Here is a 17,840-nt window from a genome sequence, read left to right as displayed (position 1 = left end):
ATTTAATTTTGCTAAGTTATATTAATTTATTAAACCTTCATCTTGTAAAAATTCTTTTGCAACTGACTTTGCATCCCTTTTATTTACATCTACTTCATAGTTTAACTTTCTCATTTTTTCATCTGTTAATTTTCCATCTAATTCACCTAAAACTTCTCTAAGCTCTGGGAACTTTTCTAAAGTTTTTTCATTTATAATTGGAACTGCATAATATGGAGGGAAGAAGTTCTTATCATCCTCTAAAACAGTTAATTTAAATTGTTCTATTAATCCATCTGTTGTAAATGCATCAATAACTTGAGTTTCATTACTATTTAATGCTGTATATCTTAAACCACCATCTATAGGTTTAACGGTTTTAAAGCCCATATTGTAAGCCTTGTTAATTCCTAATAACCCATCTTCTCTATTAGCAAATTCTATTGTAGGCCCTGCTACTAATTCACTTGATATCTTAGCTAAATCTGATACTATCTTTAAGTTATATTTATCTGCAGTTTCTTTTGTAACTGCCATTGCATAAGTATTATTAAATCCCATTGGATTTAACACTTCAATTCCATAATCCTTCTTGAATCTATCTTTCATTACATTATAAACTTCATCTGTATTTGAATTAGGCTCTTTTATGTTTAGTATATTTACATAACCAGTACCTGTATATTCAACATACATATCTATTCCACCAGATTTTAATGCATTAAATGCAACTTGTGTTCCACCTAAGTTTAGTTTAGTTTCTACATCTATATCTGTTTTATTTTCGATTAATTCTTCTAGCATGTTTCCTAATATAAGCTGCTCTGTATAATTTTTAGATCCTATAGTTATCTTGTTATCACTTCTTGATAATATACTTGAAGCTAATGCTCCTCCAATAACAGCAACAGCTAGTAAAGATGCTATAATTATATTTCTCTTTTTATTTTTATTAGAACCATTTCTTTTAACCTTCATAGTTCCATCTGATTTTTTTATACCATTTGGCATTGTTGCTGCTTCTATTTTTCCTGTTATCCAATCTATTATTAAAGCTAATATAGCTGCTGGAATTGCTCCAAATAATATAAGGTTATTATCTACTGTTTGAATACCTGAGAACACTAAATATCCAAGACCACCTGCCCCTACAAAGGCTGCTATTGTCATAAGTCCAACGGCTGTAACAGCTGCCATTCTTATACCTGCCATCATAACCGGCATTGCTAGAGGTATTTTTATAAGCTTAAGTGTTTGTCCACTAGTCATACCTAATCCCTTTGCAGCTTCTAGCATATCTGGGTTTATATTTGTAACTCCTGTATAAGTATTTTTAATTATAGGTAACATTGAATACAATACTACCATAGTTATAGCTGGTGCTGATCCTATTCCTATAACTGGTATTAAGAAACCTAAAATAGCTAAACTTGGTATAGCTTGAGTTAAATTTGCAAATCCAATTACACCCTTAGCTAGCTTTTTATTCTTAGTTATAAATATACCTAATGGTACACCAATTACAACTGCTATCAATACAGCTATAACTGTAAGTTGTATATGCTCTAGTAGAAGAGATAGGATTTCTGATTTTTTCGATATTAGTTGTTCCATAAAAGTATTCATTAATTATCTCCTCCCATCTCGATATATTGACTACTTAAAACTGATATTAAACTACTTCTTGTTACTAAGCCTAGTAATCTACCAACTTCATCACAAACTGGCAAGTATCCTTTCTTTAAATTATTAAATACTTCTAGTAATTCTGGTAGACTCTTATCTCCTGAAACCCACTTAGGTTCTTTATTCATAACTTCTTCAACTAATTTATTTTTCTCTGATATTTTTTGAATATCTTCTAATGTAATATATCCTAATAGGGTTCCTAATTTATTTATTACAAGTAAACTATCTACTTTCTTTTCTCTCATTATCTCTCTTGCTTGTAGCAAGTTTCTCTTTGGACTAACTGTTACTGGTTTTGATATCATAACATCTTCTGCTTTAATCATTTCTGGTTTTGTCCAAATTTTATTTTTACCAACAAATTCTTCAACATATTCTCCTGCTGGATTTTTTAATATATTTTCTGGAGTATCATATTGAAGTATTTTACCACCCTTTAATATACATATTTTATCTGCTAAATTTATAGCTTCATCCATATCATGAGTTACGAAAACTATAGTCTTTCTATATTCTTTTTGAATATTGAAAAGTTCTTCTTGAAGCTCTGTTCTAGTTATTGGATCTAAAGCACTAAAAGGCTCGTCCATAAGTATTATCTCAGCATCTGCTGCAAAAGCTCTTGCAACTCCAACTCTTTGTTGCTGACCTCCACTTAGTTCTACTGGATATCGTTCGCTATATTTTTCTGGCTCTAGTCCAACCATATTTAATAGCTCAACTGTCTTATTATCAATTTCCTCTTGGCTCTTCCCCATAAGCTTAGGTATTATTTCTATATTTTCTTTTACTGTCATATGTGGAAATAAACCTGTTTGTTGAATTACATAACCAATACTTCTTCTTAATTTTATAGGATCCATATCTTTTATATTTTTCCCATTAACTAATATTTCTCCTGATGTAGATTCTATTAATCTGTTTATCATTTTTAATAAGGTTGTTTTACCACAACCACTTGAACCTATTAATACAACTAAATTTCCGTCTTCTATATTTAAATTAAAATCTTCTAATATAATGTTATTTTTATAGCTTTTTTTAACATTTCTAAACTCTATCATAAATTACCTCCCTTTCTCAGTAACAACTCTATACTATCACTAAGTTGTCAGTTTGTCAAATTACAATCCTGAAATTTTACATTTACTGTATTTTTTTTAACATTAAATTATTAAAAATTTAGATTTTCCTTTAAGCCATTGTTGTAATTAATCTAAATAATAAAGGACAAGTCTACACTTGTCCTTTGTTATTTATTAGTTATATTTTTTTCTGTACCGTCATTATTTTTATTTTTAGAATCATATATAGATCCAAGTGTTAGTCCAACACCAGTTCCAATGATTATTCCCCAAAGAAGCTCATTAAATATGATCCCCAATGCTATACCTAATCCACTACCAAATATGATTCCTAAGCTTACTCCTGAATTTTTTCTTTCCTTACTACCCATAAATTTCCCCCAATTATGCTTTTAATAATATATTATAACTATTTGTTAGTTTATATAGTATTATTATATCTATAATTTAGATAAATAATCCATATATGCCAAGTAAATTATTATATTCATACAAATATTGTTTGTATATGCTTAAAATCACTTATTTTAGTGTAACTATATAGGCTCATTACTATCTTCAGCTAGCTTTATTTCATTATTTATTATTAACTTTTAATTACTATCCTTTAATTTTACTCATTTTCTACAATATAATTCACTATATCTTCACATAATTTATGTGTAATTATAGAATCACTAATTGATGGATTTGGAGCTGTATCTTCTTTTATAGAGTTTATAAAATGATCTATTATATCTTCAAAACCTCTTTTATATAATGTTGAATCCCATCCACCAAAACTATTTTTTGTTTTGCCTTTGTTGTTAACTTCCAATGTATCAACTAAATCCTCAACAATGTATTTATTTCCCTTAACCATGTATTCTATATTTTCTTCGGTAATCCCTGCAGTTCTATTCATAACTCCAATTGTAGTTACCTTATTTCCCTTTAAAGTAACTACTACATTATTGAGATTATTTCCATCCTTTGAATAATTAATATCAACCGCTGTAGCTTCCTCCCCCATTAAAAACCTTAATGTATCCACAACATGAATAAAGTCTTCCACAATAAATCTTCTAATATCACCAGGTGGGTATTCTCTATTTTTTTGCATTATAATTATATCTGCTTTGCCTTTATCCTTAAGCTCTCTAACCTTTGGACAAAATCTTCTATTAAATCCAACCATAGCAATCACATTATTAGCTTTAGATAGTCTTTCTATCTCTTTACTTTCTTCAAAGTTAAAACTAAGAGGCTTGTCTATATATACATTAATACCTTTTTCTATTAACTTTTTAGATATTTCAAAATGACCATCTGCATGAGTTGAAACTATTGCTCCATCTATTTCTTCATTGAGCAAATCATCTATATTATTATATGCTTTATCTATTTTATATTTATTTGATACTTCTTCTAATACGTCTTTATTTCTAGTACAGATTAAAAGCTCTACTCCTTCTTTAACAGCTAAAATAGGTAAATAAGCCTTTTTAGCTATTGATCCTAAGCCAATTATAGCAATTTTCATAGTATCCCTCCTTTTATATATAATATTATTATATATAAAATATAATATTATTCCAAACCCTATTCAATTCTTAAACTTCTTTGGTATTTCACGAAATATAATAAACAGTCTTTTTTACATTCCCATACATTAAGAAAAGTCTAGTGATGTAACACTAGACTAGTCCTATCAATTAAAATAAATACAACAACCTATTATAATTATCATATAGTATTATTAATATCTATATATTCTATCACTATATTGATTTAATAATTTCTGATTAAATTCTGGTCCACCATCCACATTTGCACTCATAAATACTGGAGGATTATATCCTTTTTCAACCATTGTATTTATGGCATGTAGCATAGTTGCATTTAATAGTACTGCTGCTGCTACTGAAGAGGTACCACAAACTTTAACTGGTAAACCTGGTACATCTATAGAAGCATCACCTTCTACTCCACAGTTATCTAATATTACATCTGCGAATTCATAAAGATTTTTTCCACAGCTATGTCTAGATGTTAACTTTTTAGATACATCTAATGAAGTAACAACAATTATTTTAACATTTTGACTTTTTGCGTATTGTGCTAATTCAATGCTTAACGGATTTCTACCTGAGTTTGAAATTAATATTAAACAATCATTTTCTCTTAAATCTAGTCTCTTAATAAGTTGATTTCCTACACCTTCTATCATTTCATATATTCCACCAGCTGGATCTATAATACATTTTGAAGGTATTAATCCACCTGCTCTTCCACATACCTCAATAGCTGCAGCATATGAGTGTCCACTTCCAAATGCCTGTAAAATACCACCATTCATTATACAACTAGCAACTACTTCTCCAGCCCTCACTATATTTTCTGACTGACTTTGTTCTAAATTAATTAGCATCTCCGAAATTAATTCAAAATATTTGTTACTCACAATTATGTCCTCCCCCCTATACTAGTATTCCTAAATTAAATAAAACTACTGATAAAATCATTACAAACACTATCAATTTTGTAGATGTTATTTTTTTACGTCCTAGTAACCAGAAACATAGGGCTGCTAATCCCACGTGGGCTAGTCCAGGCATAATTTGATTTAATACATCTTGTACCTTCATTACTACATCACCAGCAACAAACTCATATGGTATTGTTACTCTAACAACTGATGGTATCAATGCTCCAATAACAGTTAGCCCTAGTATTGTTGCAGCTTCTGTGAAATAATTTAATTTATCCTTAAACTTAGTAACTAATAAAGTTCCTTGCTTATAACCTAAACTAAACATTTTAGTACGTATAAACCATCTGCATATTAAAAATACTGTCCATATTACTAGTCCTGTATAACTTCCTTTTATGGCCATATTAGCTGCTATTGCTCCAAATACAGTTCCAGCAATTACGCCAAATATTGTATCACCAACTCCTGCAAATGGTCCCATTAATCCGTTCTTTATACTTAGTACTGCTTCCTTACCTTCTATACCTTTCTCCTCTTCAACAGCTAATGATGCACCAACAATTAAATGTCCCATATCAGGCTCTGTATTAAAGAACTGTGAGTGAGTTCTTAAGCTTTCTTTTAATGCTTCTTTATCATCCTTATATATTTTTTCTAAGGCTGGAAGTATAGCATATATATAGCCAAGTCCCATCATTCTTTCATAATTCCAACCTATTTGACTCCCATATAGCCATCTAAAGTTAACATTTTTTAAATCTTTTTCAGTTAAATGCTTTCCTACTTGAACTTCATTATTTTTTACTAATTGATTTTCATTATTCTTCGTCATACTCATCACCATCTCCCATATTACTATAAACTGGCAATACGTTTGCATTCTTTTCAGATTTATATTTAAACGTTAATATAGCAATAACTAACCCTAAAGTTGCTACCCCTATCATAGGTAATGAGAAGTATACTACTAAAGCAAAACCTAAAATTAAATATGCTATATACTTCTTAGTTGGTAAGTATCTTAGCAATATACTAATACCTACTATTGGTAATAATCCTCCTGCAACCTTTAATCCTCCCATTAACCATTGTGGAACATATTGTAAAACCAATTCTACAAAGTTTTGACCAAATAATAATACCAGTAATACCGGAAGTGCCCTTGATAATCCCCAAGGAATCATTCCCATTAAATTCATTCTAGCAATTCCCTTAAGGTTACAATCTTCTACATATTTATCTGCTCTATGTTGAAAGAATGTATTTGAAAATCTTGCTAAAATATCAAGTTGAATTAGTAATAATCCCACTGGTACTGCTATTGCAATTGCCACCTCTATATCTTGTCCTACTCCTAGTACAGTACCTATTATTGCTGCTGTAGTATAATCTGGTACTGAAGCACCGCCATAAGTTCCTATACCTAAAATCATTAATTGTAATGTTCCACCAATTATCAGTCCTGTTATTGGATCTCCTAAAATTAAACCTGCAATGAATCCAGCTTGTATTGGCCTTCCTAAACCAATATCAAAAGATAATAAATCAATAATCGAAAAAAATGCCACTAAAGTAAGTAATAATATTTGCCACCATTGTACGTTCATGCTAATTCCTCCTATCTATTATTTTATTAAATTCATGAAGTTTATTTTTTCTTCTGTAGGAACCATTTGAGCAGTTATTCTTACTCCAAGTTGTGAAATTTTATTAAAATATTCGATGTCTTCTTTTCTTACGCTAATTGAAGACTTAACCAGTTTTGATCCTGCCTTTGCAGACATGTTTCCCACATTAATTTCTTTAATATCTATCCCCTTAGAAATTACTTCAAATATCTCCTTAGGCCCCTTTGTTATCAATAGTATCTTATCCTTTTCGTACTTATTTATCTTAAGATTGTTTACTGCTGTATCAACTGAAAGAATAGATAGTTTAACCCCAACTGGGGTTGCCATTTTTAAAGCCATTTTCTGAATTTGATCTTTGATTATTTCGTTGTTAACTACAACTATTCTTGTAATACCTAATTTATTTGTCCATAAAGCTGCTACTTGTCCATGTATTAGTCTCTCGTCAATTCTTACATTTACTATTTCCATAATGCCCTCCTATTTTTTAATCATAACGATCATCCATATTACAGAAATCCTTTACATCAACAATCCCCTTTTTCCCATCATCAATTATCATATCAATGTCAGCTTCTTCTTGTAATAATGTAGTTAATAGCATTGAAAAATTCATTCCGCTTATAACTTTTATTTTGTCATTGTTTAAATACTTCTTAATGACTGTATTACATGGTGTGCCACCAAATAAGTCACAAAATACTACACACTCACTATATTTATTCATGTCCTCATCTATCCGATCTAATTTTTCACTGAGATTTTCTCCATTCTCATTAGCTTGTAATCCAATGCAATAAACATTTTCTCTTTTTCCCACTATCATCTCTATGGATTCCTTCATTGCCTTTGCATAATCCCCATGGCTCACCAATAAGACTCCAATCAGTATACTCACCTCCAATTATTTTCTTACTATTTTCTTTGCACTTATATCGTTATCAATACTTATATTATTAGCAGTTCTTATGCCAACTTCTGAAATATAGATTTTATTATACTTTTTAAAGATTTAATTGCACACATTTTAAGCTTGTGTGACAGTTATTTAATAATACCTACATTTTTTTGTTACAAACACCTAAATTTACACATCTAGGCTTTGTTTTGTATCACACTCTCTATTAAGTTTCCTTATTCACTCATAGCAACTGTATTTGAAATAATTTGATATATCATATTTATTTCTGTGATGTTTATTTTTACACCATATTGTTTTTGTATATTCATAAAACTTTTATTAATAGCATTTATAAATTCTCCATTATTAATAATGAAATCTGAATAATCATCATCAGATTGCATTTCTCTTCCTGTTATTAGCCTTTCAACTAATAAACTTACGTGAATATATATAATTATTGTTAATTGTGATGAAAACTTAAATCCTAGTTCCCTCTCTAATATTTGTATCATTTCTTCCACATCATTTATTATTTTATTCACATTGAGAATTGTTAATTGATTTATAATATTTTCCATAGAGAAATACTTTACAATATTTGAAGTTATATTATTTAGCTTTTTAGTTATTCCCATTCCACTAAGGGTCTCTACAAGTTCTTTTTCTCCATTTTCCTTTATTAAATCCTGAAGAAGAATACATTTAACATCATCTAGTTCTATTTCGATAGTAGATATAATTAGCTGGATATCATAATATTTAAATATCTCTTCATTTCTTCCATTTGTAAGTAACTTTCGATACTCATATTCAATTACCTCTACATCATTTCCATCTAAGCACATTTTCATTAAATCTCTTATTTTAGTTGCAGTACCTATACCTGTTATACATGTAGTGATTATAGCCTTCTTCTTTTTTACCTTTTCAATAAATTTGCTTTGAATAGCATTCCTTTTTCGATAGAATCAATTATTCTTTCTATACTTTGATTATTTATTATTCTACCCCCTACATCTAAAGCTACCTGAGTTGTGATATTATTTATTATTCCTATATTACCCTTTGATACTTTTTCTATTTCTTCACCCATGTTAAATAATGATCCCATATCAACTAGTATTATTACTCCATTAGTTGTATCTAGATTCTTCAAATAATCTGTAACCTTTTTTATTATCTCTTTCGGTTTCATATCTATGGGCATATCAAATGATTCAAAAATAAATTCCTCATACACTTTATTAGTTAAACTTGCAATACTACTGGCCGTTGAAAATCCATGTGCTACTAATATTGCATTAATTGAATTAATTTTATTAGCTCTTATGGAAATAAAATATAAGTTTATTAATACTCTACACTTTAATTTTATATTGCAATCTAAAGATGAATTTATTATTGAAATAAACTTATCAGACGTAATATATAACTTACCCCAATCTTTTTTTAAATAAGTATCTATATATTTAATATTGTTATTCTCTTGACTATTATCAAAATAATCTTCATCTCTTAACTGCAAAAGAAACTTAGTTAATACTTTAGAAGAATTACCATAATACTTTACTCCATATTTATCATTTAATATCTGCAGTCCTCTAGAAACATTTTGAATGTATATACTCTCCATCAATTCATTACCTTTACTACTAGAGTCATATGTGATATTATCAATCAACTTATTTATTTCTTTTGTAAGTTTCTTTATTAAACTATCATTACTAGTATGGCTTCTTTCAAACTTCTTAATTTCTTCATAGACATTATCTATGGTTTCATTAAAGTAATCCCCTGTTTTACATGTCATAATAGAAAGATCTATTCTATTCTCAATATCATCATTAATATATAAATAGTCCTTATTAAAATAACTTTGTATTTTCTCACTTAACATTAAATAATTGTCTGTTAGATCTTCCATAAGCACTTCTTTTACTTTCCCATTAATATTTCTTCTATATGAATTAGCACAACTAAATCTAATTGTATCCCTTATACCGCCTATATTTCCCCTCTGCTTTGAAAAAAGTAATGTATTTACAACTCTATTACTTACCTTAAATTCCACATTAGTATTTTTATATTCCATATAGAAGAACTGATAAATCAATGCTAGTCTCTCCTCAATTGGTCTATCCGTAAAACTAGGAATTTTTATTTTCACTGGAATTCTTCTTAAAAAAGTATCTAATAAAGCTTCATTAGGTTTCTCCGTAGTAGCAAATATAAATTTTACATTAACATTAGATGTTTCTTTACTAGAGCCTATCCTTTTAAAGATTCCTTTATCTAAATATATAAATAACTTTTCTTGTCCCTCCGGAGGTAATCTATGTACCTCATCCAAAAATAAATACCCATTTTGGGCAGCTTCTATTAATCCTTCTTTGTCTTTATCCGCTCCTGTAAATGCTCCTTTTTTATATCCGAACAAACATGATGATAAAAGTTCTGGATTATTCGCATAATCTGCACAGTTAAGTACAACAAATTGTGCATCTTTAGATATACATTTTTTATATTTAGCGTACTCATATATAATTTCTGCCATATAGCTCTTTCCTACACCACTTTCTCCTAACAGTAGGATTGACATTGACCTACTAGGATAAATTACTGCACTCTTACACTTATCTACTACTTGAAGTAAACTATTATTATTTCCTACTACTTTAGTAAAAGGATCATTGCTTTCTATATAATCTACCTTTGGTTTATTACGCTCTAACTCTATATACCTAAAGTATACAGGCCTTGTGGCAGTCTTGGTTACCACCCCTTCCCTAACCAATTCATTAAGATGCCTACTAACCACACTCCTTTGTATATTTAAAATTTTAGAAACCTCTTCTGCTTTCACTCCTTTAGAGAATTTGTCTATATTTTCCTTATTCATTTGTAATTGCTTCAATGCGCTCATTATCTTTTTTTTATTATTCATACAAATCCCCCTAAAACTTCTTTATATAAATCATTCTAATATAAGTATTTCTCTCCTTATCAGATAATACTAGATTGGATAATTATTTATAACTTGTAACTTTTTATCTACTAAATAATTTTTAGCAACTTTTTTTATAACTGGTTTATACATTAAAAAGAGTGAAGTGATAAAAATATATAATCTATCACTTCACTCTTTTTAATATACTACTATTATTTTTACTAATTATATTAATCCTAACTTTTTAAGTCCCTTACTTATTCCTTCATTTTCTACATCTTCAGTAAAATCATAAGCATGTTCTTCTAGTAACTCATGATACCCTCCCATAGCTATTCCATGCTTTACAACTTGGAACATTTCTATGTCATTTTCCCCATCTCCAAAAGCATATGTATTTTCTATGTTTATTTTTAATATGTCAGCTAATTTAGTAACTCCATATCCTTTAGTGTATTCACTTATATATATTTCAAATGAAACTCCATATGGATGTTTCATAAATGCAAATTCTTCACTATACTTTTCTACTGTTTTATTATAGTCATCTTCTGTATTAATAATTGCTATTATTTTATTACACTCTATATCATTTATATCCCATTTATCTGTTAAAACATCCTGTCCAATATTTGCGCCCTTTAATAAGTCATTTAATTTTTCATTATTACTTGAGGAAAGATAATTTAATTCTTGTCCCTCTAGAATATAATCCATATTATTTTCATTTAAGTACTCTACAATTTCAACTAGCTTTTCTTTATTAATTGGATAGCTAAAAATTATTTTATCATCTATATCTGCATATGATCCATTAGATGTTATATATCCATCTAGCCCTAATGACAATAATCCTTCATCTAAGCAGCTTTTAGATCTACCAGTTGCTAACATTGTTAAATAACCATTCTCTTTTAATTTTTTAATAGACTCCCTAGTTTTCTCTGTTGGTTTTGTAATCCCTTTAAAGCAATCTATTAGTGTTCCATCTACATCAAAAAATACTATTCCTTTATTGCTCATTGTGTTTCTCCCCTATTCTATTAAATATTCACTTTATATTATTACAGTATATTAGTAATATGTAAAATTCAATAAAAAAGTGGATATATGTAAGTAGTTACTGCGTTGATTAATCCAGTACCTACAACTAATTTAAGTTCATATTCATGTCGCCAGACTTCATAAGGCCAGTCCCTACATCTTTCTTGATAAAAATCTATTCATTTTTTTATCTTTTATTTCTTGTTCCTCATTATATATGTATATATTTCTACTGTTAATAGTGTTTTTGCTTTATTATTTGGCTATCTTCTACTTTATGTTTTAAAACAAAATCAAATAAGATAAGAAAATTATAAAAATATAATAAAGCAGCTTAGTAAGACACTTCCTGAAATTCAGAGTGATTTTAAAAAATAATAGAAATAAAAAACTCACCTGCCTCAAGAAACGTTATTACATGGTTAATAGACTCAGGAAGTTATTCTGAAGAAGATATTAATAATTTTAAACATAGTGCATCTGTCTTTGGAGCTAATATACAATTTGTTAAATCTAAAGCAGAATTTATTAACTATATAAATACTGGTAACATTTCAGGTGTTGGTAAAAGAATATATCCAATAAGCAAATTCACTTTATTTGGTCATGGTGACGTAGGAAAATTATTATTTGGTTCTAATTACAGTATTGAAATAGCTGATTTGAGCCAAATTAATAGCTCTGCATTCCAAAATACACATAGTATTTTCTATTCTTGTAATACAGCTACTGGTGGAAATAATAGTTTCGCATATGCATGGAAGCTTAAAACTAATGGAGTAACAGAAACTGTTGTATACAGAACAGAATATGCTTTCACAACTTACACAGAAAATGCTTCTATAGTTGAAAAAGCTGCAGTAAGAGCTTTAAGAGCTCAAACTGGGTACATCCCGGCTGGATCTTCTAGATATCCAATTCCAGCTAAAGAAGATAATGCATACTGGGTTACTTTTTAATTTTTAAACTGGCTAATATTAAAAAAATAATTATAATAATTATAATAGGATATATCTTTAATTCATAAAAAATCATACTATCATATAGTGTTACGTATTGGTTCTTAGGATACCATTCTTTAATATCAAAACTAACCTCATTAAATCTTGAATAACCTTCTTTAAATTCTCCATAAACAACAAATTCCCTATATGAAGGAATTCCCTGCCTAAATGTTGATATACTTTCATATGGAGTATTTCCAATTAAATTTACAGTATCTCTTGAAATAGTTTTGTCAGGTAAAGTGTCTAGAAATCTATCTAAATGTTCTTGGCCACCAATAACTTTAGGCCCACCACTCCACTCATGACATTGGATCTCTAATCTTATCAAATTATCATATTCATATCTATCTCTTTCTGGCATTTTATATGGTAAACAAGGAATTACAATTAAAATAATTAAAATAAAAATTAATAAGAACTTTAATCTATATAATTTCATAAATACCCCCCAATTTTTATTTAATATTATATCACATTTAAATTTATTTTTTAAAAGTTGTATTCTAACATCCAACCTCTAACTTATAAAAAGAAGCTACTACTATTGGAAATATATTTACGCTATATAGTTTTGTTGGTATGATTCCTAATACAGGATATTGAGCTGGGTTATCAAGAATACCTAGTAATTATTATACTAATGACAGTAAGGTAGAAGCTTATTTTTCAAATGCAAGTCTTATTACTTATAATCTCTAAACTTTTAGAATCCATTTTAATTTTGATGTCAAAATAATTAAAGAGCTTGATAAAATTCCTTATTTTATATATATGATTGCTGATAGTTGTGAATTAGTAATTTATAAAATATAAACATTCTAATTTCGTTAAAAGTATCTTTAATGAATAACAAAAGCCAATGCTCAATGATCATTGGCTTTAAAATTACGTTAAGTTCAACTTTAGCGAATTTAGATTTAATAAAAATAATAGTTTACTATTTTATAAGAAAAACTCTTTATATATATTGAAAGAAGTTATTTTATGAATAGTGAACTATTTAATTTTTTAACTACTCAGGGTGTTTTCGCTCTATTATTTGGCTATCTTCTACTTTATGTTTTAAAACAAAATCAAATAAGAGAAGAAAACTACCAAAATATAATAAAGCAGCTTAGTAATACACGTCCCGAAATTCAGAGTGATTTTAAAAAATAATAGAAATAAAAAAACTTCATGATTATGTTGACAATCCTAATAAATAGAAGATAACATGGCTATCCTGGATGGCTTGCACTCGGAGCATACAGTTCCAGTAGCTCTAAATTAACATTAAAACCTTCTGACATAGTTAAAATAAATAAAAATTCATTCCAGTCTGTAGTTACAGAGTTTTATTCATGCAATACAGGAGTACCACATACTCCTATAAGTCCTCTAAGTTTTGCTGATTATTGGCAAAATCATATTGGTGGATACACTAAAGCTGCCATGTGCAAAACTGACTATACAGTAATATTTGGATTTGGAGATGAACAAATAAATGAACACGTAGCTAAACGTTCTTATAAAGGTTACGTTGAGGAAGGTGCTAGATTTTATCCAGAATTAGACCTTGCTGCACCTTCTTCAGATCGTAAATGGCTGTATTTACCTTAATAATCATTTATACGTAATATAAACTATAAAACACCATTCAACTTCCTATAGGCTTAGGGAGTTGAATCTACTTAAGTCAATTAAGTTTATTTTTAATAATATCAATAAACTTAATTGACACTCTATGCAGAATACTTAAAGTAATAAAATAAGATGATATTGTTACAATTCTATACTGTGTCATTTTTTTTACTTCAATCCAAAATGATAAATAATAACCAAGTGGATATGTAACCCACGATATGAAAGGAGTTTCTACCTTAAACTTATAACCCAAAAATTTTGAATTCATAGACATTGTGATAGACATAATCATCATAATTAACAAATATATATTTAAAAACTTATTTTCTACTTTAAATGATATAACTAATGTTAAAAATAAAATGGTACAAATCACTAAATGTTTTATTATAAAATTTGGATGTAATATTTCCACAATAAGCAGAGGATCACTATTAGATGGATCAAAAATAAATATTACAGTAGAAACAACAAATACAATTAGGTGTATGATTGCAATTTTGAGTGAATTTTCTTTAACTTTAATTTCTTTCATAAATCCCTCCTATTAAAGTAAAAGTAACTATTACTTTCTTTTTTCACATATTAACTTATTTTCTATATTGTACTATATTATGTTTGTAATTTCCTTAAGATTTCGCTAAAAAATCTTTTCACGAAGAAATAAAAAATTACGATTTTAAGCCATTTGCAAAGTCTGATATAATACAAAAATTGTAATTAACTGTTTAGTGTGCCCAAACAAAAATAAAAAAAGCTATTATTTCGCATTGATAGATGCGAAATAATAGCTTTTTTATATTTATTCTTATATTCTACTCTTTCAACTCTTCGCTCATTGGTGGAAGTTCACCACTCTTTATATTTATTAACCCATAATAGCTGCATTTATAGGTAAAATTCAAGGACTATTTTGTCGGAAGGGTGCATCATTACGAGCAACTAGATTTTTATAATCCACCGTTTCAAATTACCGTTAAGAACTGGCACTGTTTGAGCCTATGCGAGTTGTGCCATGTTTAGATGATTCGAATAAGGTGAATTATAAAAAATCTTTGCCAATAATTGAAAACTTTAATATTCTCTCTTCTTCTGCCTTTAACTTATACTCATCATGTACCTCTGCTCCCCAGCTATCATCTCCTCCAACCCCTGATTGTTTTAGGGATATCTTTAAAACTGTATGATATATTGGTGGTAGCTCATAGGCATGGTATGCATTTTCTAGTTCATGTGGAGTATATGGTAATACACTCATTTCTATATTATCTCCAGTTATTTTTATTCCTTCATTGTTATTATCAATTATCTCTGCCCATCTAACTCATGTTCTATTTCCACACTCTTGCGGATTTACATATCACTTCTTAATGCATGGGAATCAGATGTTATTATTTTTATGTATTTGCTATATGTTTCATTATCATAATATTTGTTATTTACAAAATAATAAATAATTAAAGCTAAACCTATAATTACAAATGGTAAACTAAATGTTATTTTTCCTAGTATTTCATTAGTAATAACAATGTATATTAAAATAAATATTCCTAAGTATAAAGTAAATTTATTATTTTTATTAAACATATTCCCTACCTATTTATTTATATTAAAAACATTATATAAATCTATTAATAAACTTTAAAACATTATATACTATTGTTTCCTAAATATTCTATATTTATTATATACCACAAGTTCTTACTTATAAACTAATCATATAAATTTATCATATAATCCTTATATTGAAACCTATATAATACAATACTATCTATAATAAAAAAATAGTAGATAGATTAGCTCTCACCATTCTATCTACTATCTAAAATTTACTTAATGTGTTAAATTTCCATCTACTATTACTATAAATAAGTTCTATTTCTTATTTATCACAAAACCAAATTGTTTCAGCGCTCCATTAATAGTATTGTTTTCATATAATGTTTTAAAGTTATTATTATAAGTATAAACATCTTCACCATAATTTATTATAACCTCTACCTCTTTACTTCCTAATTGTCTAGTAAAAGATAAAACATTGTTATTAAATGATATTTCTTTATATATGCCATACATTAAAACTTCATTATTATATCTTAATTTTATTAAATCTTTATACAACTTTAATATACTATTATTATCTTGTAAACACTTTTCAACATTAGTATCGTCTAGTTTGTCTTCTATGTTTATCCATGGCTCAACACTGCTAAAGCCATAGTATTTTGAGTTATTCCATTGCATTGGGCTTCTTGATTTATCCCTTGAACTTTTATTTGCACTAATTAATGCTTCACTTTCAGTTTTACCTTTTTCTAGCTCAAGCTTATATTTAGTAATACCTTGTATATCATTCATCTTTTTAATATCAAAACATAATAAATCTTTCATACCTATTTCTTCACCAAAATACATAAATGGAACACCATATGAAGTTAAAAGTAAAGCTGCCATTGCTTTTTCTATTCCATTTAAATCTCCTTTTGGATTAAACCTTGATATGCTTCTACCCATATCATGACTATTAAAGAATATTGTAGGTATTTGATTTTCCTCATACACTTCATCCATAGATTTAATTTCTTTATATATTTTTTCTGAAGAAAACTCTTCCATACTTCCTAAGTTAAAATTAAATACTACATCTAATAAATCTTTTCCTAAGTAATTCTTTAACTCATTTATGTCTTCTGAACCAACTTCTCCAACTAAAAAAGCATCTTCCTTAATTGCTTTTATATCAGCTACTAGTCTGCTAATTATATCTAATACACCATCTTGATCCTTATCAAATTTATGTATTTGTTCTCCTTTTTCATCAAAAGGATTGTCTTTGCTTAAATCATTTTGAACTGTTAAGAAGTTTATTACATCAAATCTAAATCCATCTACACCAAAGTCTAACCAATATTTTAATACAGCTTTCATTGCATCATATACTTTCGGATTATTCCAGTTTAGATCTACTTGTTCCTTTGCAAAAGCATGATAATAATATTCCTTAGTTTCTTTGTCAAACTCCCAAGCATCTCCCCCAAAGAAAGACTCCCAATTGTTTGGAACTTCTTTTTTCCATATATAAAAATCTCTTTTATCATTATCTTTAGAACTTCTTGATTCTATAAACCATGGATGCATACTTGATGTATGATTTAAAACTATATCAACTATTACTTTTATCCCTAAGTTATGTGCTTTATTAATAAAGCTTTTAAAGTCTTCTAAAGTACCATAATCTTTATCTACATTATAATAATCTGAAATATCGTATCCATTATCTACTCTAGGGGATGGATAAAATGGTGTTAACCATATTCCATTTACTCCTAAATCTGATAAATAATCAAGTTTAGATGTAATTCCTTTAAAATCACCAATACCATCATTGTTTCCATCCATAAAGCTAGACATATATATCTCATAAAATACGCTTTCTTTCCACCATATTTTATTCATTT

At 28.1% G+C, this 17,840-nt stretch carries 19 protein-coding genes and 1 pseudogene; 3 read left to right on the top strand and 17 right to left on the bottom strand.

Annotated features, from left to right (window positions below):
- Positions 1–21: 21 nt before the first annotated feature.
- The 12 genes from ACZJV1_RS02930 to ACZJV1_RS02875 form a co-directional block, all read right to left on the bottom strand.
- On the bottom strand, positions 22–1,605 hold the full coding sequence (locus ACZJV1_RS02930; protein ID WP_463651355.1) for an ABC transporter permease/substrate-binding protein: 1,584 nt from the start codon (positions 1,603–1,605) through the stop codon (positions 22–24).
- Complete coding sequence (locus ACZJV1_RS02925) at positions 1,605–2,732, bottom strand: ABC transporter ATP-binding protein (RefSeq protein WP_463651354.1); 1,128 nt, start codon at positions 2,730–2,732, stop codon at positions 1,605–1,607. Before ACZJV1_RS02925 ends, ACZJV1_RS02930 begins: the two co-directional genes overlap by 1 nt.
- Before the next feature lie 188 nt (positions 2,733–2,920).
- Positions 2,921–3,124, bottom strand: a complete 204-nt coding sequence (locus ACZJV1_RS02920) for a hypothetical protein (RefSeq protein ID WP_463651353.1) — start codon at positions 3,122–3,124, stop codon at positions 2,921–2,923.
- A 242-nt stretch (positions 3,125–3,366) separates the two neighbouring features.
- Positions 3,367–4,275 carry a Gfo/Idh/MocA family protein gene (locus ACZJV1_RS02915; protein ID WP_463651352.1) on the bottom strand — a complete coding sequence of 303 codons (909 nt, stop codon included), beginning with the start codon at positions 4,273–4,275 and terminating at the stop codon, positions 3,367–3,369.
- A gap of 216 nt (positions 4,276–4,491) precedes the next feature.
- On the bottom strand, positions 4,492–5,196 hold the full coding sequence (locus ACZJV1_RS02910; RefSeq protein ID WP_463651351.1) for an SIS domain-containing protein: 705 nt from the start codon (positions 5,194–5,196) through the stop codon (positions 4,492–4,494).
- A 16-nt stretch (positions 5,197–5,212) separates the two neighbouring features.
- Positions 5,213–6,058, bottom strand: a complete 846-nt coding sequence (locus tag ACZJV1_RS02905) for a PTS system mannose/fructose/sorbose family transporter subunit IID (RefSeq protein WP_460286083.1) — start codon at positions 6,056–6,058, stop codon at positions 5,213–5,215.
- Entirely contained in the window at positions 6,045–6,833 is a 789-nt protein-coding gene (locus tag ACZJV1_RS02900) for a PTS mannose/fructose/sorbose/N-acetylgalactosamine transporter subunit IIC (protein WP_460286081.1), read from the bottom strand. The genes ACZJV1_RS02905 and ACZJV1_RS02900 overlap by 14 nt, the downstream gene beginning before the upstream one ends.
- Before the next feature lie 18 nt (positions 6,834–6,851).
- The gene (locus tag ACZJV1_RS02895) at positions 6,852–7,328 is read right to left on the bottom strand and encodes a PTS sugar transporter subunit IIB (protein WP_460286080.1); all 477 of its coding nucleotides are present in this window, start codon (positions 7,326–7,328) and stop codon (positions 6,852–6,854) included.
- Between the two features lie 16 nt (positions 7,329–7,344).
- On the bottom strand, positions 7,345–7,728 hold the full coding sequence (locus ACZJV1_RS02890; RefSeq protein WP_460286079.1) for a PTS sugar transporter subunit IIA: 384 nt from the start codon (positions 7,726–7,728) through the stop codon (positions 7,345–7,347).
- 263 nt (positions 7,729–7,991) lie between these two features.
- Positions 7,992–8,612, bottom strand: coding sequence for a PRD domain-containing protein (locus ACZJV1_RS02885; protein ID WP_463651350.1), 621 nt, complete (start codon positions 8,610–8,612; stop codon positions 7,992–7,994).
- A 68-nt stretch (positions 8,613–8,680) separates the two neighbouring features.
- Entirely contained in the window at positions 8,681–10,705 is a 2,025-nt protein-coding gene (locus ACZJV1_RS02880; protein WP_463651349.1) for a sigma 54-interacting transcriptional regulator, read from the bottom strand.
- Positions 10,706–10,933: 228 nt separating this feature from the next.
- Entirely contained in the window at positions 10,934–11,731 is a 798-nt protein-coding gene (locus ACZJV1_RS02875; protein ID WP_463651348.1) for a Cof-type HAD-IIB family hydrolase, read from the bottom strand.
- A gap of 683 nt (positions 11,732–12,414) precedes the next feature.
- Between ACZJV1_RS02875 and ACZJV1_RS02870 the strand changes: the two genes are divergently transcribed.
- Complete coding sequence (locus tag ACZJV1_RS02870; RefSeq protein WP_463651347.1) at positions 12,415–12,711, top strand: hypothetical protein; 297 nt, start codon at positions 12,415–12,417, stop codon at positions 12,709–12,711.
- Here the strand turns inward: ACZJV1_RS02870 and ACZJV1_RS02865 are convergent.
- Positions 12,701–13,198, bottom strand: coding sequence for a hypothetical protein (locus tag ACZJV1_RS02865; protein WP_460286075.1), 498 nt, complete (start codon positions 13,196–13,198; stop codon positions 12,701–12,703). The genes ACZJV1_RS02870 and ACZJV1_RS02865 overlap by 11 nt on opposite strands.
- A gap of 545 nt (positions 13,199–13,743) precedes the next feature.
- Between ACZJV1_RS02865 and ACZJV1_RS02860 the strand changes: the two genes are divergently transcribed.
- Together ACZJV1_RS02860 and ACZJV1_RS02855 are read left to right on the top strand one after the other, a co-directional pair.
- Positions 13,744–13,917: a BhlA/UviB family holin-like peptide gene (locus tag ACZJV1_RS02860; protein ID WP_463651346.1), complete on the top strand. Its 174-nt coding sequence runs from the start codon at positions 13,744–13,746 to the stop codon at positions 13,915–13,917.
- A gap of 273 nt (positions 13,918–14,190) precedes the next feature.
- Positions 14,191–14,358: a hypothetical protein gene (locus ACZJV1_RS02855; protein ID WP_463651345.1), complete on the top strand. Its 168-nt coding sequence runs from the start codon at positions 14,191–14,193 to the stop codon at positions 14,356–14,358.
- Positions 14,359–14,434: 76 nt separating this feature from the next.
- Here the strand turns inward: ACZJV1_RS02855 and ACZJV1_RS02850 are convergent, their stop codons facing one another.
- From ACZJV1_RS02850 to ACZJV1_RS02835, 4 genes and pseudogenes are all read right to left on the bottom strand, one after another.
- Positions 14,435–14,917: a hypothetical protein gene (locus tag ACZJV1_RS02850; protein ID WP_463651344.1), complete on the bottom strand. Its 483-nt coding sequence runs from the start codon at positions 14,915–14,917 to the stop codon at positions 14,435–14,437.
- A gap of 507 nt (positions 14,918–15,424) precedes the next feature.
- Positions 15,425–15,694, bottom strand: a pseudogene (locus ACZJV1_RS02845) (beta-galactosidase small subunit-related protein); the annotation flags it as partial.
- 41 nt (positions 15,695–15,735) lie between these two features.
- Positions 15,736–15,969: a hypothetical protein gene (locus tag ACZJV1_RS02840; protein ID WP_411169763.1), complete on the bottom strand. Its 234-nt coding sequence runs from the start codon at positions 15,967–15,969 to the stop codon at positions 15,736–15,738.
- 288 nt (positions 15,970–16,257) lie between these two features.
- Positions 16,258–17,838: an alpha-glucosidase gene (locus tag ACZJV1_RS02835; protein WP_463651343.1), complete on the bottom strand. Its 1,581-nt coding sequence runs from the start codon at positions 17,836–17,838 to the stop codon at positions 16,258–16,260.
- Positions 17,839–17,840 lie beyond the last annotated feature (2 nt).

The sequence above is a fragment of the Clostridium sp. LS3 genome (genome assembly GCF_055330225.1).
The sequence above is the reverse complement of the archived record's forward strand: the minus strand, read 5'-3'. Positions and strand labels throughout refer to the sequence as shown.